Raw genomic sequence first — 19525 nt, forward strand, 5'->3', positions numbered from 1 at the left:
TCAACGTAATCTCTATTTCATGAACGCTAAGGTGTGTGCCGCTCTCGTTGCGGCAGTTGTATTGTCCTTGTTTGCAGCCGGTTGCATGGGTGGGGAAACTCCCGCTCCGACTGACCGGCCACTCTACATTGTTGGTATTGATGGTGATTACAGGCCATTCAGCTATATCGAAGCTGATGGCTCTGCTGCCGGATTCGATGTCGAATCTATCCAGTGGATCGGTGAAGAGATGGGTTTTGATGTGAAGATCCAGCCGATGGCATGGGACGGCATCGTCACAAGCCTTGTCACCAAAAAGATCGATATGGTCTATTCTGGGATGACGATCACCCCGGAGCGGCAGGAGCGTGTCAGCTTCTCAGAACCCTACTGGATTGTAAACCAGGCAGTTGCCGCACGTGCAGACTCCGAGATGACTATCGAGGATGTACTTGCAGGCAAGGTTGTTATGGGTGCACAGCGTGGTTCGACTGCGGCAGATTATATCCAGATAAACCTGGTTGATACAGGCCTCCTCGCTGGAGATGACTTCAAACAATATACAGGCTTCTCGCTTGCAGTCCAGGATCTTGAGAACAAGCGTGTTGATGCAGTGATGTTCGATGTCCCGGTCGTGAATGAATTTATCCAGACGAATGGTCTCCGGAAGGTCGGTCTCGTTGAGACGGATGAAGAGTATGGTGTTGCAATCCGGAAGGAAGATACCGAGCTCCTCGCCACCATCAACGAAGGCATCGACCGGCTTCAGGCATCACCTAAATGGGATGAGCTGAAGCAGAAATATGGCCTTGAGTAACTGGTTTAGGATCAATTATCCCAACCAAAAACTCATTTCCCCTACCTTTTTCTCATCACGGAGACAACACTTTGAGTACTTCTATCTGCCCTGTTCTTTCAGGGTATCTTTCCGTGGTGATCCTGTTTGAGTATTCTTTCCCCGGCCATTGTTGATTCCCTCCCCTATCTCATCTCCGGTGTCTTCACGACTCTCGGGCTTGTGATCCTTGCCCTTGGGCTTGGGCTTCTGATGGGGATTCCAATGGCGCTTCTTCAGGTGTATGGCCCTGCCCCCCTTCAGTACTGTGTCCGCACCTATATCTGGATCTTCCGCGGACTCCCGATTCTGGTTCTTCTCTTCCTCTTCTACTTCGGAATCATTCCGGTAATCGGCTTTGATATTGGACCATTCTGGATTGCGGCCGTTGTACTTGGATTTCGGACTGCGGCATACCAGTCGGAGATATTCAGAGGTGCGATCCTCTCGATCAGCGAGGGGCAGATGCTGGCGGCACGATCCCTTGGAATGTCGCGTTTCTGTGCGATCAGAACCGTTGTACTTCCCCAGGCACTGAGGAGGGCGCTCCCCGGCTGGACAAACGAGTACCCGATCCTCTTGACGGACTCATCAGTCTGTTACGCGATTGGAGTGGCAGAGTTGCTGACGAGGGGCAACCAGATCGTCGCACGAATAGGGGATCCGATGACGGTCTATGTTATCGTTGCAATCCTCTTCATCCTCTTAAATTATGGCGGGCAGTGGATCTTCGGCAGGATTGAGAACCGATATAAAATTCCAGGATACGGACACGGTGATGCATAAGATGACCGATGGAGAGATCATTCTCAGGGTGGAGGATATCCACAAATGTTATGGCGATATCGAGGTGCTCAAAGGTGTCTCCTTTGATGTCCGCCGGGGCGAGACGAAGGTCTTCATAGGACCTTCAGGAACAGGAAAGAGCACCCTGCTCCGGTGCATCAATCAGCTGACAATTCCGGATAGCGGTTGCATCTGGCTGAATAATGAAGAGGTGACACATTCCGGCCCGCGGATCAACCAGTTCCGCCAGAAGATCGGGATGGTCTTCCAGAACTTCAACCTCTTCGATCACTTGACAGCGGTTGCCAATGTTGAGATCGCCCTCATCAGGGTGAAGGGGATGAGCAAGGCCGATGCCCGGAAGAAGGCGCTCGAGGAGCTCCAGCAGGTAGGTCTTCTCGATAAGGCAAACGCATATCCGGCAGAACTCTCAGGCGGTCAGGCGCAGCGTCTCTCGATTGCACGGGCGCTTGCGATGGATCCGGAGGTGATCCTCTTTGACGAACCGACCTCTTCCCTCGATCCCGAGCTGACACGGGAGGTGCTTGAGGTGATGAAGCGGCTGGCACGGGCAGGGATGACGATGCTCGTCGTCACTCACGAGATGGGGTTTGCCCTCTCGGTGGCAAATGAGATCCTCTTTATGGAGCATGGGACGATCGTTGAGAAGGGATCGCCAGCTGATATCCAGACAAGCCCCGCATTTGCACGGACACGGATGTTTCTTGGAACATTCCAGGATGATTGATGAACAAAGATGATTGACCTCCAGTTTGACTTCGAGATCCTGCTGCCAGCCCTCTATAAGGGCGCGCTTGTCACATTTGCCCTAATCCTCGTATCTGCACCATTTGGTTTTCTGAATGGAATCGGAATTGCACTTGGAAGGACATATGGAAACCGGCTTGTATCGAGGCTCTGCCACGGGTATGTCCTCTTCTTCAAAGGTTGCCCGCTCCTCCTTCTCCTCTTCATCATATACTTCGGTCTCCCGTCTCTTGGGATCACCTTCACCGCATTTACCTCGGCGGTGATCGGCTTCATACTCTGTAATGGTGCATATAATTCAGAATATATTCGTGGAGGAATCCAATCGGTATCCTCCGGGCAGATGACTGCCGCCCTGTCTCTTGGGATGTCAAGGGTGCAGGCGATTAGGAGTATCATACTCCCGCAGGCTTTGCGAAAATCACTTCCCGGACTCTCAAATGAGTTCATCTACCTGATCAAGTACTCGTCACTGGCATACATGATCACGGTTGTCGAGATCACAGGGGCAGGCAATATTATTGCAACGAAATATTTTGCCTTCTTTGAGGTCTTCATTCTGATCGGAATCTTCTATCTTGCTCTTGTAACAGTTGCAGGACGGGTTATCGCGAGGATAGAGAAGAAAATTGCAATTCCCGGGTTTGGCGGAGTATAATTATTCGTCTTCCATTCCTGCAAAGAAGACCATTCTGGCTGGCCGCCTGAGGACTGCACCGCAACGGGGGCATACTGCTGTATCCCTGCATGCAGGGCTACAGGTTGCACAGGTATCAAGAACAACAAAGACATTCTCACAATGGGGGCAGAGCCAGTCTTCCATGCTGTTCTACTCCTCCTTCCCGAGTGTCTTCATAACGAGCAGGGTGATGTCATCAGACTGTGGATTATCCCCGGCAAATGCACTGATATCCTCGATGATTGAGGCGATGATCCCGGCCGCCGTCTCGCCCTGGATTCCTCCGAGCACTGCCTCAAGCCGCTCTTCTCCATAGAGCTCATCGTCTTTGTTCTCTGCTTCGGTTACCCCGTCTGTATAGAGGACGAGGAGATCATTTTCATGCAGGAGTATCTCAACGGTTTCAAGTTCGATATCCTCAATGACGCCAAGGGCAATGCCTTCTGCTTTCAGGAGCGTGATCGAATGATCGTCACCACGCAGGAAGACCGGTGGATTGTGTCCGGCGTTGACATAGGTGAGCGTCTTCTTGTTGGCATCCAGAATAGCATAGAAGAGGGTGACGAACATGCTCGTCTTTGAATCCTCGCAGATCAGCCTGTTTGCCTGGGTGATTGCCACGGCTGGTGATGGCTCGTCTGCCGTGCTCGCCCTTACAAGTGTCCGTGAGAGTGCCATGAAGAGGGCGGCTGAAACACCTTTTCCTGAGACATCTGCAATAACAAGGCCAAAACGCCCGTCCCCGATCGGTATGAAATCATAGAAGTCACCCCCGACAAAGAGGGCGGGGATGCTCTTTGCCGCAAGGTCAAAACCCCTGATGATCGGGGCTCTGTCCGGGAGGAAGCTCTCCTGGATACTGCGGGCGATCTCCAGTTCACGTGAGAGCCGCTCCCGCTCGGCTGTCGTCTTCTCGAGATTGGCCATCATCGCGCTGAGATCTTCTGCCATCTTGTTGAAGTTACCCGCAAGTTCCCCAAACTCATCCTGTGTTCCGGTCTCGACACGGTATGCCAGATCCCCTCTTCCGATGGCATCCGCTCCTTCTCCAAGCCGCTTCAGCGGTCGGGTGATCGCCTGCGAGAAGAGTGCGGATCCGGCAACTGCTGCCGCGATGAGGATGACCATGGTGATGATAAAGAGATGCATTGACCGGGTTATCTGCTGGTCGATCTGATCGGCAGTTTCTGCCGTCTGCCGGCTGAGTTTCCCGCCGGTTAACGTCGCGGGTTCGATGACCGTTTCGACCGGCATCACGATGGCAATGCTCCAGCCTGTCGTTTTCACGGGGGCATATGCGACGAAGACATCATTTCTGTCGAGAGAGATCCTGCTGATTCCGGTCTCACCCCTGACCATCTTCTGAGCAACATATTTGATCTCACGGTTAGGCGCTTCAAGAAGGTTTTCGGTGGTAAAAGACTCATCCCAGAGCTGATCCTCGGCGGTGAGTCCGGGGCGGGTGATGACATGACCATCGGATCCAATCAGCATGCCATACCCGTCTCCCCCGAATGATGTGTCGAGGATCATCTGGTTGATCGTCTCGATGGTAACATCCGCACCGATAACCCATTCTTTTGTCTGATCAGGTATCCGGTATGAGCAGGTGACGGTGAGACCGGTTTTTCCTGCATCGACATAGGGTCGTGACCAGACAATCCCATCCTGGTTGAGTGCGTTTTGGTACCATTCCCGGCTCCTGGGATCAAATTCCGGCGGCAGATCATCTGCGTACGGGTACAATCTGAAGATCCCGGATCCGGTTCCGATATAGATCCAGGTGATGTCCGTATGTGCGGTCTGAGCCGGGATCATAATCCTCTCAAGGGCCGCAAGCTCCCTCCGCTCTTGAATATCAGGGTGGGCGCCGGGTGCGATCACCTCTTTTGTTCTGGTTGTGTCAATAGAGATGACATCCGGCTGAATTTCATCTGCATAGATAGCAATGGCCCGGATCGCCTTCTCAGCATCCTCAAAGTAGAGGGATGTATACTCTGCCTGATCGACTGCCATCCTGAGGAGGTACTCTTCGGCATCCTCGATGAGTGCCGCAGTGCTCTCCTCAACTGCCTGGCTGCCAAGTTTCTCGCTCTGCTCGATCGCGGTTCCGCCGAGGGTGGTGATTGCCGAGGATGCAATTCCTCCGGCGATAAGGAGAGATATAACTGAAATGGTGAGGAATGCCAGGAGAATCTTTGTTCTGACGGCCATCGGCGGGATCGGCAGGTTCATCTTATAAGAGTCATCTGGATGGAATATAAGTGCTTTCTTCATAGTGCGCTGAATTTATCATCTTCAGATACCACTTCTCTTTCATATGGGTCAGAGTATCTATGATGAGTCACTCCTCCTCCACGAGCAGCATCGGGGAAAGATCGAGGTGCGTGGCAAGGTGCCGGTGAAGAACCGGCATGATCTGAGTGTTGCCTATACTCCCGGTGTTGCCGAGGTTGCCAGGAAGATTGCTGCTGATCCGGAGTGTGCATACCGGTATACGCTGAAAGCAAATACCGTGGCTGTTGTCAGTGATGGATCAGCGGTGCTCGGCCTTGGGGATGTCGGAGGGTTTGCGGCGATTCCTGTCATGGAGGGAAAAGCGCTTCTCTTTAAGGATTTTGCAGGTATAGATGCGTTCCCTATCTGTTTTGAATCCAAAAATGTCGATCTCGTGGCTCATATAAGAAATATCGGCTCTTCGCTAATCAGTGTGGGTTTTAAATAGGGTTTGATTCAACAATTTGCTAATCGGGGTTTGAATCATGCACGAGGAACTGTTCACTCTGGCTCTGAATATTCAGGAACCATGGATGGTCAAACGGGTGGAATTTGACAAAAATGAACGAAGATTGGATATCTGGATAGACTTTGTCACCGGTTCAAAATTCGACTGTCCTAAGTGTGGTTCCGGAGGAAAGCCGGTTCATGATACCAATGAAAAGATCTGGCGTCATCTCAACTTCTTTCAAAACAAGACGTATCTCCATTGCCGCGTACCTCGAGTGATCTGTGAATCGTGTGGAGTCCACCAGGTACACGTTCCCTGGGCCAGGAAGCAGAGTGGCTTTACGCTTCTGATGGATGCGATGATCCTGCTCATGGCTGAGGATATGCCTGTTGCAAACGTTGCTGAACTGATCGATGAACATGATACACGAATATGGCGTGTTATCCACTATTATGTTCAAGAAGCTCGAAAGGACGAGGATTTCTCTGATATAGTATCCATTGGAATTGATGATAAGTCCAGTGCAAAAGGTCATAAGTACATCACTGTAGTTGCGGATCTTGACCAATCAAAGATCATCCATGTGTGTGAAGGTCGGAGTTCAGATGCTCTCACATCATTTTACCTGGACTTTGTTGCTCATCATGGTGATCCTGAAATGATTGAGAGCATCTGTTGTGACATGTCACCTGCCTATATCAAGGGAATACGAACGAATTTCCCGAATTCTGCAATAATCTACGATAAATTCCATATCATGAAGTTGGTGAACAGTGGCTTGGATGACGTACGACGTGAAGAACAAGGGACCAATAAAGCATTGAAGAAGACCAGATACATCTGGCTGAAGAATCCGCATAATCTGACTGTAAAACAACAAAAACAGCTTGGTTCTTTAAAAGATATGAATCTCAAGACATCACGAGCCTATAATCTGAAACTCTCGCTTCAAATGCTTTGGTCACTTGATAGTCAGGAATCTGCAGAAGCCTACTTCAAACGTTGGTATTTCTGGGCAACCCACAGTAAGTTAGACCCGATGATTAAGGTTGCAAAAACGTTGAAGAGTCACTGGAATGGTATTGTGAATTATTTCAGATATCGCGTAACGAACGGTCTTTTGGAGGGGTTAAATAGCTTGATTCAGTCAGCAAAAACAGCTGCAAGGGGATATCGATCAACGAAGTATCTGATGGCCACAATCTACTTGAAACTGGGGAAGCTGGATTTCAAACTACCCACATGAAATAGCGAAGAGGCGAAATATCGCTCCGGTATTTGGCGGGATAAACCTGGAGGATATCGCGGCTCCCCGGTGTTTTGCGATTGAGGCTGCCCTCCAGGATATCGGCATACCGGTGATGCATGATGACCAGCATGGAACTGCGGTTGTTGTGCTCGCTGCATTGATCAATGCATGCAGGGTGCAGAAGAAGAGCCTTGCTGAACTCAGGATTGTAATCAGCGGTGCCGGTGCGGCAGGTACCGCCATCGCCCGCCTGCTCAAATGCGTTGGGATAAGCGATTGCACCTGTATATCGGTGCGGGATATCATCGTCTGCGACAGGCAGGGGATCATCCATAGGGGACGGCGTGATATCCTCTCGATCCCTCATAAATACCTCCTTGCTCATGAGACGAATGAAGAGAACCGGACAGGCGGGCTTTCCGAGGCTCTCGTTGGTGCCGATGCCTTCATCGGCGTATCCGGACCCGGACTTGTCACGCAGGATATGGTCCGATCGATGGCAAAACATCCAATAATCTTTGCGATGGCAAATCCTGTTCCTGAGATTCTGCCTGAAGAGGCAAAGGCAGCGGGTGCCGGGATCATCGGGACAGGCAGGAGCGATTATCACAACCAGATTAATAATGTCCTTGTTTTCCCGGGGATATTCCGTGGTGCGCTGGATGTGCGTGCGACACGGATCACCGACGAGATGAAGATCGCAGCTGCCCATGCCATTGCAGCATATATTCCACATCCGACAAGGGAGTACATCCTCCCATCGGTCATCGATCGCGGGGTGAGCCGGGCGGTGGCAGCGGCGGTTGCAGAAGCCTGGACCCTCTCATGCACCAGGGAGTCTTTTATCTGATTGCACCCATCTTTTCTATAGCATGAATGCCGGTGATAAGAAGTTCCCGATTTATCATCTGCTGCTGGTGGCAGTCTTCCTCCTTGGATCGGTCGGCCTTGCCCACCTTGAAGGCCTCTCGTTCTTTGATGCCGTCTATTTCATCATCGTAACGGTGGCAACAGTCGGGTATGGCGATATCGTTCCGACAACAGATGGCGGCCGGTTCCTGGTGATGGTGCTTATCCTTGCCGGGGTGGGGACATTCCTGACGGTTGTTGCCTATACAATCGAGCTGATGATCTCAAGGAATGATCTCCGTTCAAGGCAGAGGAAAGTTCGTATGATCATCGGTGTCTTCTTCTCTGAGGTTGGTGTTCCGATGTTTCATCTCTTCAAACCGGGTGTTTCATCTTTTCAGCAGGATGACGATCTCCTTGTGCAGAATGACTGGGATAAAAAACAGTTTCTTGCCGCACGAAAACGCCTTTCTGGCAGGTCTTTTGGGGTCGATCTGATGAAGATCGATCGGATCGCCCTCTGGAAGTTCCTTGCTGAGAAGCGTGGCTTTATGATCCAGCTCCTCCAGCACCCGATGCTCTTTGATGATGAGCCCTTCTCAGAGATGATCACCGCGATATCCCATCTTCAGGAGGAACTCTCGGCACGGCGTGATCTGGTGCATCTCTCCCAATCAGATGCTCTCCACCTCTCACGTGACTGCGATCGCGTGCTCCGCCTGCTTGTAATAGGATGGCTCGATCATATGGAATACTTACAAAGCCATTACCCGTATCTCTTCTCGCTCTCTGTCAGGACAAATCCTTTTGATCCCGAGGCGTCTGCTGAGATTGACTGATTGGATCAGGGTTATTCCGATATGCGTTCTTTGGGATAATAATCTCAAACCGTGCCCCCTCTTTCCAGGTGCCGGTTTCGCTGATCGTCATCCTGGTAATCGAGAGTATCTCGCGGATCAGGTAGAGTCCAAGCCCCATCTTGCTTCCCCGGATATGGGAAAATATTCTCTCTTTCATATCTTCGGGGACACCGATCCCATCATCTTCAACAGTCAGCACCCCGTATTCTTCAGCCTGGTGAAATGAGATCTCAATTCTGGTTGCTCTCTCCCCATGAATGACGGTATTATGGAAGAGATTTGAGAAGACCTTCAGGAGGAGCGGATCAGCAAAGATCTCAAGATCCCCGGTATGTACCTCAAGCATATTCTCAGAAAGGCCAATCTCTGATTCAGCCCATCGAATGACTGTCTCCACGTGCTGCCAGATGGGCTCATGGACCCTGAGATTTTCATAATCAGCTGTAAAGGTGATCTGCCTCTCTATCGTCCTGACAGCTTCGTTAAGTTTTCCCATGTATCTCTGGATTTCAGGATCATCGGGGATCTCCTCCTGAATAATGGAGCCATAGCCGAGGATGGCGGTGATCTGGTTTAGGATATCGTGTCTTGTGATCGAGGAGAGGAGATTGAGTTTTTTATTTGCCACTTCAAGGCTCTGGCGTGCCCTGTACACATCCGATATATTCCTGATGAAGATGGTGGTGCCGATCGTGGTCCCTTTCCTGCTGGCAAATGGCTCTGTTCGCACCTCGAATATCTCGTCTCCATCATCACGATGGATGAGGTGCGATCCTTTCATGTCATGGATCCCCCATCGCCTGAGAATATTCATCCCATCTGTTCCTTCAATCTCCGCGAACGTATTGCCAACGACGATTGTTGCAGCACGGTTCATATCAACCACCCGGTTGTTCTGGTCAAGGACGATTACACCGTCATTCATCGTTTCGATGACCGTTTTTCTTGCCAGAGGTACGATCGTGAAGAGGCCGAGATTCGTATTGCCGCTGATAACGATGAGAGAGAGCGTGATCAGGAGTGCAAACGGTGTCAGATCAACGCCGGGGAACGGGTCAAGGCGGAAGAGGTACAGGAGATTGAAAAGGATGGGTGTGATGATTCCGATAAAGAGAAGAAATAACTGCTCGCGGACACGGGGCGTGCTTGCGGTATACCGGTAGATCAGGATGCAGATCGAGCATGCGATAAGGAAGTATGAGTACAGGGTATGCAGCGGGTAGATCGGGCCGTATATGACCTCCCAGACGATCGTTCCAAGTACCAGCTGTTCGGTGACGCCGGAGTAGAAGAGGCCGTGGATACTGTTAGTCCCGACGAGAATGACATTGATTATGGGGATGATGAAGAGAATGGCGGCTCTCTGTGCGGTTGCAAACCACCGGATGCCGGTAAATGCACAGGCGATGAGGAAGAAGGTTACCGGAATCCCCGAGAACCCGATGGATGACAGGGTGGTGATGGCGAGCTGGGAACCCGGATCCGCTGCCATATAGAGACAGGCATCCCCGAAAGCCCAGATGGCTGCAAGTACCAGAAAGAGCGTAACAGGTCCTCTCAGCTGTTCGCTCCAGCTCCCCCTGAGATGGTATGCAGATATGGCAAATACGAGGGCGACGATCAGGAGAGTCGGGGTGAGGATTGAGAACTGGAATATCATAACGCTAATCTCTCAGAGTGCTCTTCATAAATAAAAAGGTTATTCGTTGATTGCTTCCTTTCCGATTACTCAAAACCCAAAAAGCAGATAATTACCCTGTGTCAGGATACTCCCATGCGGGAGGGCGGGGTGTGCCCGCCTGCAGGGAAAGTGGTATTAACGGTAATAAATCCTGACCGTTCCTTCTGTTGAGAGCCGTTTCTGCTGGCCATATGGCTCTATGACGAACGCAATCCCCTCATTCGCATGGGCTTCGATCGCTCCATCGGAGATTCCGGTGTAGGATTCGATATACGAAAGGGTATTCCTGTCAAAGAAGGGGTTCTCATCCCATGCTCTCGTATATGCATGAGCCTCTTCGAGTGTCATGAACCGGATGGTTACCGGGGCCTCGGTTTTTACCTCAAGCTTCAGATGTTTCTGCATGATGGTATTTACCGAGGGTACGATCTGTGAATAGCCGCTTTCAGGGGAGAGCTGCTCTTCGCGCCAGAACACCCAGTTGCCACTAGATGCCGGTGTGGATTGGGGAGTTGTGGAATCAATTGGGCTCTCCCCGCCAATGGTCTGTGTTGCTTCACCGACTTCAGATAATGCACCGCCAATCGTATCTTCAACGCTTCCCATGATCGAATCGGTATCAAGGACAACTCCGGTCGGATCCGTCGAACAACCGGCGAAGAAGATGGCTGCAATCAGGAGCAGAAAAGCAGTAATCTCGTGTATTCTCATAAATCTTTTCACGCACTATTTATATAAAAAGGTTGTGACGTGCGATCTTTTGCGATCTGATTTATGCTTATTTCATCAGGCAAATGACTGCGTTTTCATCGCCAGCCTTTTTCGACTGCAAGACGACAGGTTTTAAACTCTTGTCATAAATTATTCACTATGAAATGCCGGGGAATCGGATGCCTTATACTCATCGCTCTTCTCCTGCTCAGCTCGGCAGGGTGCAGCGAGAGTTCCGGATCTCAGGGTGAGCCTGACCAGACTGGTGTTGTATCACCCGTTGATCATAAAGGAATCGGCCTTCTCTTTATCAATGAATATGAAGGCGGCCATGCTTATCGGACGCCATCCGGCACCTTCCTGGTTTTGGATCTCAGGGGATCATGGACTGGGATGGGGCGTCAGTATGGCGGCCTTGCCGGGGAGGATCTTCGCCTCTTCCATGACAGGATTGTGGCGGATCTCAACAGCCGCGGTGTTTCGGGTGATCATCAACTGGCGACTGCACAGGAGTTATTTGACAGTCTCTCACCGGAATTGCAGGAACTGCTCAAGGGAATGAGGATAGTATCCGTAATCCCCTGTAAATTTAATTAAGGCTCTGTACCAAGTTAGAATTGCAAAAGAGGAACAGAGCCATGGATCTATACGATTTAGCAGAAGATTATCTTTCCGATCCAAACGGTGCGATGCAGACCCTGCTGACCACCTTCATGAACATGATTATGCGCTGTGAGGCTGAGAAACAAGCCGGAGCAGGGTATTATGAGCGTTCTGAACACCGCACCGCCACAAGGAACGGTTATTCAGAACGAGGTTTAAAAACACGATATGGAGATATCAAGCTTCAGAAACCTGAGTTTCGTGAGAGGCCATTCCAAACAATCCTCTTTGAACGCTACTCACGAGTTGAACGCGCTCTTATTCTTGCAATCACCGAGTCCTATATCAACGGTGTCTCGACCCGGAAGATCAATGACACGATGAAACATTTCGGTATTACCAATATCTGTCCGGATACCGTATCCAGGATGGCCAAGGAACTTGACGGCGTTGTACAAGAATTCAGAAATCGCCCGATAGAACAGCCATTTCCATATTTAATCGTTGATGCAACGTATCTCAAGGTCCGTCGCGGTACCCGGGTCGTATCCCAGGCTCTTCTCATCACAGCCGGGATCCGGGAGGATGGGTTCCGTGAGATACTCAGTATCGACCTGATGGACAGCGAAGGTGAAGCCTTCTGGTACGACCATTTTGAGATGCTCAAGGAGCGTGGTCTCCACGGAGTACAACTTCTCATCTCTGATGGACACACAGGGATTCAGAATGCAGTTCAACGAGCTTTTCTCGGTTCAAGCTGGCAGATGTGTCATGTCCATATGCACAGGATCATCAAATCCAAGGGGATCAGGAGGTGCGATATAAAAGTCGTTGTTGAGATTGTCAGAAATGGAATTCAGGGAGATTTCCAGGAACTCCAGAACGCCATACAACAGTTGGAAGAGATGGGATACAAGAGTGCTGCGGCAAGTCTTGAACGGTTCTCTACGGACCTCCTCAACTACCAGGCGTTTCCTGAAGAGCACTGGAAACGTCTCAGGACAACGAACATGTTGGAACGGGTGAATCTTGAGATTAAGAGGAGATCACGAAGTATTGGGGCGTTTCCGAACGGCGATTCAGCGATGCGTCTTATAGGTTCGATCCTGATTGATAAGAACGAAGACTGGCTCTGTGGCAAACGATACCTCACGATCTCGCCTCCTGTAGATGAGACAACCAGATCGTCCAGAGAGTGTTCTGTAGCTGTTCAATAGCCCTTTCATATGAACTGCCGTTGAATTCCCGTAGAAAAGGAATAACGGGTGACTGGTGCCCAGTGGCTGCATGTGGTCGGGGGTGGGTGAGCCCACCCCCTTGTCGTTAGGATAGCCCGCTGTACTGGAAAAGAATTTGCGACAGCCAATTGTTGCACATAATGTTTAATATAGAAGAGATCGAATTGGTGTTAGGTACAGGTCTTGCCTAATTTACAGGACGATACTGACATAACCGGAATGAGCGAGACATCCGGGCTTACAATGGATGAGGTGCTGGTTACGAATGCCGGTATGATCCTCTTAACCGATGCAATCCTTTCGGATCGGCTGCCGGGTCTGCCTGAGGATCTCCCGGCAGGGTGCAGCGGGATCGGCGTCTGGGATCAATATACAGAGGATGGCAGCGTTATCTTTGGCCGGAACTGGGATATCGATCGGGCATCGATGAGGGAGTACATGGAGTTCCTCTCTGTTGTTCTCCTCCACCCGGATGACGGCTATGTGTATGCCAATATCCATCCGCTGGGAAACGTCTATCTCGAGAGTGGTATGAATGAATTTGGTCTCTTCATAGAACTGAATAATGGAGGCCATTCTGATCCGTCTGAACCTGCGGATCGTCAGAACACAGCCTCTGTGCTTGTCGATGTTTTGAGAGAGTGCCGCGATGTCGAAGAAGCGGTTCTGATGCTGAAGGGTATCCCGGCCGATCTCTCCTATATTCTCCAGATTGCAGATCCTGCCAATGCAGTATCGCTTGAGCGGGGAACCTTCGATGCCAGGGTGCGGGATCCTGATGACGAGGGCCTTGTGATCGCAGTGAACCACTTCATTCCTCCCTATCCGCCGGAATGGAATGATTGGATTCAGCCGCCACGGACTGATGAAGATGATCCAAGATACAGCAATATGCTCCACCTTGCACAGTCACCGGCGTATATGGGCCATTTCACCCCGGAACTGATGCAGGAATACCTGATGGTTCCGATGGAAGAAGGCGGTGCCTATCATGCTGGAACGGTGTACCAGGTTGTTGCGGTTCCAGAGACCCGGACTATCTGGTTACATGCCTGTGAGTATTCAGAGTGGGAAGAGATACCTCTGGTGTCCCTTCTCAAATAATGTTCACCCTGCGATAACAGGTACATTCATCCTCTCAGGGGAGAAGTGGAGTATATCCGGGTCTTCGAATGCTCTGGTTCCTCTTCGCACTCGGGGGTGCAGTCTCCCAGGCAGTCTATGCCGGCATGGTGAAACGCCTGCTCACAGGGAAGCAGATCTATCTACTGGCAGGTATTTCATTTCTCTCTGCCTCGCTTCTCCTCTCTGCAATAGTCCTTTTTGTGGGCGTTCCGGTAACGGGGCCGGGTCTTGCCCCGGCAGTCCTTGGAACGGTTATAATCAACATCATCGCAACCATCCTGCTCTACCGGGCACTCACCAAAAGCGATCTCTGCCTCTGTATCCCGATGCTGGCGTTCACCCCGGTCTTCCTCCTCGTAACGTCGTTTTTGATCCTCGGGGAAGTACCAACCCCTGCCGGTGCCCTCGGTATGGTGCTTGTTGCATCCGGCGCCTATATCCTTCATCTTGATCCTTTTGTACGAGGACCTGCTGCGCTTGCAATACCGTTCCGAAGGCTCTTTTCGGATCGGGGGGTGCAGTCGATGCTCGGTGTTGCCTTCCTCTTCTCAATCTCGGTGAACTTTGACAAGCAGGTTGTCGAGAACTCCGATCCCTTCTTCGGATCGGTGCTCGTCTTCCTCCTGCTTGCTCTGGCGTTTCTCATTCTCGCCGCCCTTGACAGGAGAGGGAGGAAGGATATTGTACCTGTAACGCCTTTGTGTCTCCTCCTCGCTTATCCGGCGGTTGGGTTTGTGCTTGTATGGGAGATCGTCATGATCAACATCGCCTATACGATGGCAATTGTTCCGTATGTGATCAGCGTCAAAAGGCTTGCAATTGTCTTCTCGGTGCTCTTCGGGCTCCTGATCTTTCAGGAAGAATTCAGCTGGGGAAGAATCCTTGGGGCGGTCATCATGGTCGCCGGTGCCGGTATGATCGCGGTTTTTGGGTGATCTGGGGAAACGTGTTGTGGCGAAAATTACCTTCTTGTACAGATAATCGCCACAGCAAGCCCTGTTATGGCAGCAATAATCCCAAAACCTGTAGCAGCCGGTGTTTCTGTTGTATCTTCATGGACCGGTGACGGGGTTATGGAAGATGGGATTGGAGTGTGTGGAGCCTCGACTATCTCTGCCTCTTCAAGGAGCAGAAACCGTGTCTGCGTCTGCTGGCCGGTTTCGATCGACTCAATGGTAACCAGGTATTCATCAGGAATAAAGCCGGTTGAATCGAAGGTAAATGACCAGATGTTTCTTCCCTCCTCTTCAATGACCGTCGCCATACCGGAGGTTCCGGAGAACCCTGAAGGTTTCTCTTTGGCAGTCGGCTGGAATGAGAGTGAAACAATCGTGATGATCAGTTCATTCCCGGCAGCGAGATTCGTTGTACCGGAGATATGGATCATCTCTCCCCGTGTGTATGTGTCCATCTGAGTGCCGCTGTCGGCTGCCGAGCCTGTGGATGCCAGGAAGAGGCAGATGATCATAAGGATAAGCGCACCCCTCATCAATCTGCGTGCTTTTTGTCGTAATTCTGATAATGTCATCTCTGATCCTCTTCTCTTTTTCATCGTAAAAAAAGTGCCTGGTGATCCGGGCAACCTCTGGTAATTGCCGGGTTATAAATCCTGCTCATGTACCGGGGACGTAAAGCCCGCTCACCACGATATACTGGTTTTCATCGCTACCCTCAACAAGCCTGAAGTAAGCTGATTTCCTGTATATGCCTGTTTTTTCGGGGATCATCCAGATGTAATCCACCCAGCCTGAACCATCCGCAAGGGCGGTTTTTCGGATCTGATCACGGTACGCTGTGCCTGCAATATCGGTCTTTCCTTTTCTGTTCACTCCGATGAGGAGCGGGTTATCTGCCTCTGCAACGATTGTCAGATCGGTATCATAGACAAAGACATAAAGTGCCCTGTTTTCACTGTCCCAGAACGGATGTTCACCGGCATTGATCCGGGCGATTGTGCCGGATGTATCCCTCTGTATCTCGCCGGCAGTAAACTCCACCAGTTCTGTCACTTCTTCTGCAGTGACAGGCGGATTAACAAGTGAGGAAACCCCGACATACCTGTATACTATACGCTGGTATTCGGTTACACCGGTCTCATCTGGTGCATACCTGATGGTGTCAAGTGCCGTCTGGAATGCGTCCACGACAGAATCAGGTGTATCGATATTGAATGCGTAATAGAGATCATGGGAATCAAGTGTATAGATGACTTCGAAAGAATCGGGATCTCCGGTTACTACTTCTGAAAAGTGCCTGCCAGCAAGGTCCCCATAACACCAGAGATCGATTATATCCTCTTCCATCATCATGATGAGCCCTTCAACATCCCCGGTTGAATAGATGGCATCCCTATCGACACCAATCTCCTCGAGTATGCCGGTGGCAGCATCCCCCTGCACAACCCCGATCCGGTATGTATTCAGATCTGCCGGCCCGGAGATTGCAATATCTGCCCCCTTCTCAGAAAAGATCACTTTTCGCTCGGAGATAACCGGTCCTGCCCATTTGAAGTCGTCTTCCCTCTCCGGAAGCCGGATTGTTCCAAATATTGCGGTATTCTCCTCTGAAAGCGCTCTGTCATAGGCATATGCCCATAAGCGCACCTGAATCTGGTCCGGGGATATCGGGGTTCCCATCTCTTCAAATGCCGCCGTCAGGAGGTCAACTAAAATTCCTCTGGTCTCCCCGTCCTCCATATAATTGAAGGGGGGATAATTTTCTGTCAGGAATGTCAGATCCGTTGAAACTGTCTGAACCGGGGCTGGCTCACCTCTTTCTTCATGGGTCATGCATCCGGGCGCAAGTACCAGCAGTACCAGCACTCCGAGTATGAGAGCGATGCTTATTGGTTTCATGTAACTACTCTTGTATCACACTGTACTAGTACGTTACCACTGAAAAGTCAGAATTGTGTCAGATCTTTTGTTTCCATCCAGCCATGTGCCGGCACCGTCAACACAAAGCGAGCCCCTCTTCCCGCCTCCCCATTTTCGATGAGCGTAATCCCTGTCACTGAAGCGATATCGCGGGCGAATGCAAGGCCAAAACCGGTGTTTTTGCCATAGCCGTACCTGAAGATCAGCTCTTTTTCCTTATCCGGGATGCCGGTACCATCGTCCTCGACTGTGAGGAGGACACTCCCCTCTTCCTGTCCGGCTGTCGAGATGGTGATTGTTCTGATGGTATCGCCGTGGCGGATGGCATTTTCAAGCAGGTTATATATCACTTTGACAAAGAGGCGATCGGCATAGATTGCGATTGGTTCTATATGGCGAATGATCGTGATCCCCTCTGCCTGAATATTCTCCAGAGCCTGGGCGATCATGAACTGTAGTGGCTGCCAGACGGGATCATGTGCTCCTATCTCCTGGTATTCACGGGAGAATTCGAGATGGCTGATGATTGTGTCGACTGTCAGGCTTGCCTGGCTGAGATATCGCTCTTTCTTCTCAGGATTATCTTCTTCTTTGAGAAGTTCAAGATAGCCGCCAAGGGCAGTTACCTGGTTGGCAATATCGTGGCGGGTGAGCCGTGTCAGCCAGTTCACCTTCTCGTTCGCAACCCTGAGGGCTGTTTCTGCCGCCTTCCTTTCGGTAATATCCCGTATAATAAGAATGCAGCCGGCTGGCTCGCCATCCGGAGAATGCACGCGGGATGCTGCGATGCTGATTGCTTTTCCCCTGATACTTTCAGGATTTGCCTCAAGGTCCCTGATCCTTCCGCCCTGCTCCTCGTGCATTCGGATCGTTTCACAGATCTCTTCCGGAAGGATCTGCTGTATTGCGGTTCCCTGGAGACTGCCCGCCTGGAGTCCGAAGATCTCATATGATGCTGTATTTGCCGAGATGATCCGGCCTTCGGGCTCAACCAGCAGCAGCCCGTCCGGCATCGTTGCGATGATATCCGGTCCTGCGGTCTCCGGTTTCAGTATGAAGAGGCCGTATCTCATGATCGCTACTGTGATACAGAATGAGAAGATGGAGATTCCGATGAAGATGAAGTTCGGTGCTGCAATACCAAGCAAAGGAAGGAAGATTCCTGAGATCATGCCAGAGCCAACAGCAGCGAGCAATCCCAAACAGACGAGGCGGTTCTGCCGCCGTATACTCCCTTTTGGTGTAATGAACCAGGCAGAGGCGATCAGGTATATCGCCCAGATCACCACGATCACAACAAAGAGTGCTGAGGCGATGTAAAATGGCCCAAATACTATCGGCTCATATACCCATCGTGCTCCATCAAAGACAACGGTATACATTGTTTCGGTGAAGCTACCCAGTGTTGAGAAGATAACGGCAGGAAGATAGAGGATTGCAAGGAGGTGTGGCAGGTATCTCCTCTCAGATAACGGATTGTTGGTGAATGCCAGGATGAAGTGTGCGGCAAAGGCAGCTAATACCGGCCATAAAGAACTGAATTTCAGCCAGAACTGCACTCCTTCATAACTTGTTGACTGCCATATGAAGAACTCACCAAGCGCCCAGTATGTTGCCGTCGCCATTGCAGCCAGGAAGATGATGGCGGTCTTTGTATCCGGGTTTTTTGCATAGACAAAGATTCCAAGACCGAAGGTAATGAAGGCGGATAGAAGGCAGGTGAATATCAACAGTGATTCGAGGATCATGCAGACCTCCGGCATCGAACAGGCCTCCCGACGAACGATCTCCGGTACGGGAAGGAGTGTTCTGGTAATGGCAATGTTTTATAGGATTCTGCATCACAGGAGAAAAGCATATGTCTTCCCGGGATGGAATCGGTAATAATCTCTCGTATTTCTGTCTGCAAACCAGCTGCATGATGATTGGATGGTTCCAATGACACAGCATATTTCTTTTGAGAGAATTGTTCTCTATATCGTTGTTTTCATCATAATCTTTGTCATCTTCCTCTCTGCCGGGTACCTAGCACAGGCCGATCATGAGGGGCGATCTGGCAATCTGGTTGTTCCATCCCCTCTGCTTACAACCGGTGCCGGCCATCAGCCGATAGGCTGCTGGTTCCATAGTGGATTCGATCCGCTGCTCGGGCCGTTTGAGGAGAGACTTGAGCTGATGAGTATCGGCACCTTCAGGAGCGAGATTCTTGCCCCTGCGTTTGCAGAGGATCTGATCATCATCAGGGGATTCTGGCGGCGTGGAGATGATTCATCCATCGGGCTCTTTGTCAGCAATCTCATGATCAATGAGATCCGGTACGATCCATCTGAAAAGGTCTTTGTTAATGTGGAAGGGTACCGGTATGAGCGGGTACGTAGCCGGGATACGCCTGAGAGGCTCCGGATGACACTGTTCTCTTCCCTGCCTGACAGGTGACTGGTGCCCGGCAGGTATTCTGCCTGCTTCCCGTCTTTTTCCCCCTGTATCTTCAATGGAGGGATAGGAAAATTCTGTTATTTAAAATAGGGCAACATATATTATCTATTACTTCTGTCTTT

The 19525-nt window shown here is 50.8% G+C and carries 20 protein-coding genes; 13 read left to right on the top strand and 7 right to left on the bottom strand.

Going from position 1 to position 19525, the window contains the following annotated elements:
- The first annotated feature begins 19 nt into the window (after nt 1-19).
- The 4 genes from ACYUBO_RS03400 to ACYUBO_RS03415 all read left to right on the top strand — a co-directional run bounded on the left by ACYUBO_RS03400 (nt 20) and on the right by ACYUBO_RS03415 (nt 3026).
- Entirely contained in the window at nt 20-796 is a 777-nt protein-coding gene (locus ACYUBO_RS03400; protein WP_460372357.1) for a basic amino acid ABC transporter substrate-binding protein, read from the top strand.
- Nucleotides 797-922: 126 nt separating this feature from the next.
- The gene (locus ACYUBO_RS03405; RefSeq protein ID WP_460372359.1) at nt 923-1600 is read left to right on the top strand and encodes an amino acid ABC transporter permease; all 678 of its coding nucleotides are present in this window, start codon (nt 923-925) and stop codon (nt 1598-1600) included.
- A gap of 1 nt (nt 1601) precedes the next feature.
- Nucleotides 1602-2348, top strand: a complete 747-nt coding sequence (locus tag ACYUBO_RS03410; RefSeq protein ID WP_300334732.1) for an amino acid ABC transporter ATP-binding protein — start codon at nt 1602-1604, stop codon at nt 2346-2348.
- Nucleotides 2349-2357: 9 nt separating this feature from the next.
- The gene (locus tag ACYUBO_RS03415) at nt 2358-3026 is read left to right on the top strand and encodes an amino acid ABC transporter permease (protein ID WP_460372361.1); all 669 of its coding nucleotides are present in this window, start codon (nt 2358-2360) and stop codon (nt 3024-3026) included.
- Here the strand turns inward: ACYUBO_RS03415 and ACYUBO_RS03420 are convergent, their stop codons facing one another.
- Together ACYUBO_RS03420 and ACYUBO_RS03425 are read right to left on the bottom strand one after the other, a co-directional pair.
- On the bottom strand, nt 3027-3191 hold the full coding sequence (locus ACYUBO_RS03420; RefSeq protein WP_300334726.1) for a hypothetical protein: 165 nt from the start codon (nt 3189-3191) through the stop codon (nt 3027-3029).
- Nucleotides 3192-3197: 6 nt separating this feature from the next.
- The gene (locus ACYUBO_RS03425; protein ID WP_460372363.1) at nt 3198-5282 is read right to left on the bottom strand and encodes a SpoIIE family protein phosphatase; all 2085 of its coding nucleotides are present in this window, start codon (nt 5280-5282) and stop codon (nt 3198-3200) included.
- A gap of 85 nt (nt 5283-5367) precedes the next feature.
- Between ACYUBO_RS03425 and ACYUBO_RS03430 the strand changes: the two genes are divergently transcribed.
- The 4 genes from ACYUBO_RS03430 (at nt 5368) to ACYUBO_RS03445 (ending at nt 8712) form a co-directional block, all read left to right on the top strand.
- Nucleotides 5368-5772 (top strand): hypothetical protein, encoded by a 405-nt coding sequence (locus ACYUBO_RS03430; protein ID WP_460372365.1) that lies wholly within the window; start codon nt 5368-5370, stop codon nt 5770-5772.
- 37 nt (nt 5773-5809) lie between these two features.
- Nucleotides 5810-7021: an ISL3 family transposase gene (locus ACYUBO_RS03435; protein WP_460372181.1), complete on the top strand. Its 1212-nt coding sequence runs from the start codon at nt 5810-5812 to the stop codon at nt 7019-7021.
- 115 nt (nt 7022-7136) lie between these two features.
- A complete protein-coding gene (locus tag ACYUBO_RS03440) occupies nt 7137-7874 on the top strand; it encodes an NAD(P)-dependent malic enzyme (RefSeq protein ID WP_460372367.1) in 738 nt (245 codons plus the stop codon).
- 22 nt (nt 7875-7896) lie between these two features.
- Nucleotides 7897-8712 carry a potassium channel family protein gene (locus ACYUBO_RS03445; protein ID WP_460372369.1) on the top strand — a complete coding sequence of 272 codons (816 nt, stop codon included), beginning with the start codon at nt 7897-7899 and terminating at the stop codon, nt 8710-8712.
- Here ACYUBO_RS03445 and ACYUBO_RS03450 read toward each other — a convergent pair.
- Nucleotides 8666-10393, bottom strand: a complete 1728-nt coding sequence (locus ACYUBO_RS03450; RefSeq protein WP_460372371.1) for a sensor histidine kinase — start codon at nt 10391-10393, stop codon at nt 8666-8668. The genes ACYUBO_RS03445 and ACYUBO_RS03450 overlap by 47 nt on opposite strands.
- Before the next feature lie 156 nt (nt 10394-10549).
- Nucleotides 10550-11125, bottom strand: a complete 576-nt coding sequence (locus tag ACYUBO_RS03455; protein ID WP_460372373.1) for a hypothetical protein — start codon at nt 11123-11125, stop codon at nt 10550-10552.
- A 159-nt stretch (nt 11126-11284) separates the two neighbouring features.
- On the opposite strand from ACYUBO_RS03455, the gene ACYUBO_RS03460 reads away from it, so the two are divergent.
- From ACYUBO_RS03460 to ACYUBO_RS03475, 4 genes are all read left to right on the top strand, one after another.
- A complete protein-coding gene (locus tag ACYUBO_RS03460) occupies nt 11285-11722 on the top strand; it encodes a hypothetical protein (protein ID WP_460372375.1) in 438 nt (145 codons plus the stop codon).
- 41 nt (nt 11723-11763) lie between these two features.
- Entirely contained in the window at nt 11764-12945 is a 1182-nt protein-coding gene (locus tag ACYUBO_RS03465) for an IS256 family transposase (protein ID WP_460372377.1), read from the top strand.
- 204 nt (nt 12946-13149) lie between these two features.
- Nucleotides 13150-14070 (top strand): C45 family autoproteolytic acyltransferase/hydrolase, encoded by a 921-nt coding sequence (locus ACYUBO_RS03470; RefSeq protein WP_460372379.1) that lies wholly within the window; start codon nt 13150-13152, stop codon nt 14068-14070.
- A gap of 68 nt (nt 14071-14138) precedes the next feature.
- Complete coding sequence (locus ACYUBO_RS03475) at nt 14139-15026, top strand: EamA family transporter (protein ID WP_460372381.1); 888 nt, start codon at nt 14139-14141, stop codon at nt 15024-15026.
- A 26-nt stretch (nt 15027-15052) separates the two neighbouring features.
- Here the strand turns inward: ACYUBO_RS03475 and ACYUBO_RS03480 are convergent, their stop codons facing one another.
- The 3 genes from ACYUBO_RS03480 to ACYUBO_RS03490 all read right to left on the bottom strand — a co-directional run bounded on the left by ACYUBO_RS03480 (nt 15053) and on the right by ACYUBO_RS03490 (nt 18730).
- Nucleotides 15053-15619 (bottom strand): hypothetical protein, encoded by a 567-nt coding sequence (locus tag ACYUBO_RS03480; protein ID WP_460372383.1) that lies wholly within the window; start codon nt 15617-15619, stop codon nt 15053-15055.
- Between the two features lie 85 nt (nt 15620-15704).
- Entirely contained in the window at nt 15705-16946 is a 1242-nt protein-coding gene (locus ACYUBO_RS03485) for a cache domain-containing protein (protein WP_460372385.1), read from the bottom strand.
- A 47-nt stretch (nt 16947-16993) separates the two neighbouring features.
- Nucleotides 16994-18730, bottom strand: coding sequence for a histidine kinase N-terminal 7TM domain-containing protein (locus ACYUBO_RS03490; protein ID WP_460372387.1), 1737 nt, complete (start codon nt 18728-18730; stop codon nt 16994-16996).
- Between the two features lie 175 nt (nt 18731-18905).
- Between ACYUBO_RS03490 and ACYUBO_RS03495 the strand changes: the two genes are divergently transcribed.
- Entirely contained in the window at nt 18906-19403 is a 498-nt protein-coding gene (locus ACYUBO_RS03495) for a hypothetical protein (RefSeq protein WP_460372389.1), read from the top strand.
- Nucleotides 19404-19525 lie beyond the last annotated feature (122 nt).

The organism is Methanocalculus sp. MC3, from assembly GCF_054767395.1.

What these genes read in the sequence shown, in the direction of transcription:
- ACYUBO_RS03465 (WP_460372377.1), top strand. Translation starts at nt 11,764, where the DNA reads ATGGATCTATACGATTTAGCAGAAGATTATCTTTCCGATCCAAACGGT.
- ACYUBO_RS03430 (WP_460372365.1), top strand. Translation starts at nt 5,368, where the DNA reads ATGGGTCAGAGTATCTATGATGAGTCACTCCTCCTCCACGAGCAGCAT.
- ACYUBO_RS03415 (WP_460372361.1), top strand. Translation starts at nt 2,358, where the DNA reads ATGATTGACCTCCAGTTTGACTTCGAGATCCTGCTGCCAGCCCTCTAT.
- ACYUBO_RS03440 (WP_460372367.1), top strand. Translation starts at nt 7,137, where the DNA reads ATGCATGATGACCAGCATGGAACTGCGGTTGTTGTGCTCGCTGCATTG.
- ACYUBO_RS03455 (WP_460372373.1), bottom strand. Translation starts at nt 11,125, where the DNA reads ATGAGAATACACGAGATTACTGCTTTTCTGCTCCTGATTGCAGCCATC.
- ACYUBO_RS03490 (WP_460372387.1), bottom strand. Translation starts at nt 18,730, where the DNA reads ATGCCGGAGGTCTGCATGATCCTCGAATCACTGTTGATATTCACCTGC.
- ACYUBO_RS03480 (WP_460372383.1), bottom strand. Translation starts at nt 15,619, where the DNA reads ATGACATTATCAGAATTACGACAAAAAGCACGCAGATTGATGAGGGGT.
- ACYUBO_RS03475 (WP_460372381.1), top strand. Translation starts at nt 14,139, where the DNA reads ATGCTCTGGTTCCTCTTCGCACTCGGGGGTGCAGTCTCCCAGGCAGTC.
- ACYUBO_RS03410 (WP_300334732.1), top strand. Translation starts at nt 1,602, where the DNA reads ATGACCGATGGAGAGATCATTCTCAGGGTGGAGGATATCCACAAATGT.
- ACYUBO_RS03420 (WP_300334726.1), bottom strand. Translation starts at nt 3,191, where the DNA reads ATGGAAGACTGGCTCTGCCCCCATTGTGAGAATGTCTTTGTTGTTCTT.
- ACYUBO_RS03435 (WP_460372181.1), top strand. Translation starts at nt 5,810, where the DNA reads ATGCACGAGGAACTGTTCACTCTGGCTCTGAATATTCAGGAACCATGG.
- ACYUBO_RS03495 (WP_460372389.1), top strand. Translation starts at nt 18,906, where the DNA reads ATGACACAGCATATTTCTTTTGAGAGAATTGTTCTCTATATCGTTGTT.
- ACYUBO_RS03485 (WP_460372385.1), bottom strand. Translation starts at nt 16,946, where the DNA reads ATGAAACCAATAAGCATCGCTCTCATACTCGGAGTGCTGGTACTGCTG.
- ACYUBO_RS03450 (WP_460372371.1), bottom strand. Translation starts at nt 10,393, where the DNA reads ATGATATTCCAGTTCTCAATCCTCACCCCGACTCTCCTGATCGTCGCC.
- ACYUBO_RS03445 (WP_460372369.1), top strand. Translation starts at nt 7,897, where the DNA reads ATGAATGCCGGTGATAAGAAGTTCCCGATTTATCATCTGCTGCTGGTG.
- ACYUBO_RS03400 (WP_460372357.1), top strand. Translation starts at nt 20, where the DNA reads ATGAACGCTAAGGTGTGTGCCGCTCTCGTTGCGGCAGTTGTATTGTCC.
- ACYUBO_RS03460 (WP_460372375.1), top strand. Translation starts at nt 11,285, where the DNA reads ATGAAATGCCGGGGAATCGGATGCCTTATACTCATCGCTCTTCTCCTG.
- ACYUBO_RS03425 (WP_460372363.1), bottom strand. Translation starts at nt 5,282, where the DNA reads ATGAACCTGCCGATCCCGCCGATGGCCGTCAGAACAAAGATTCTCCTG.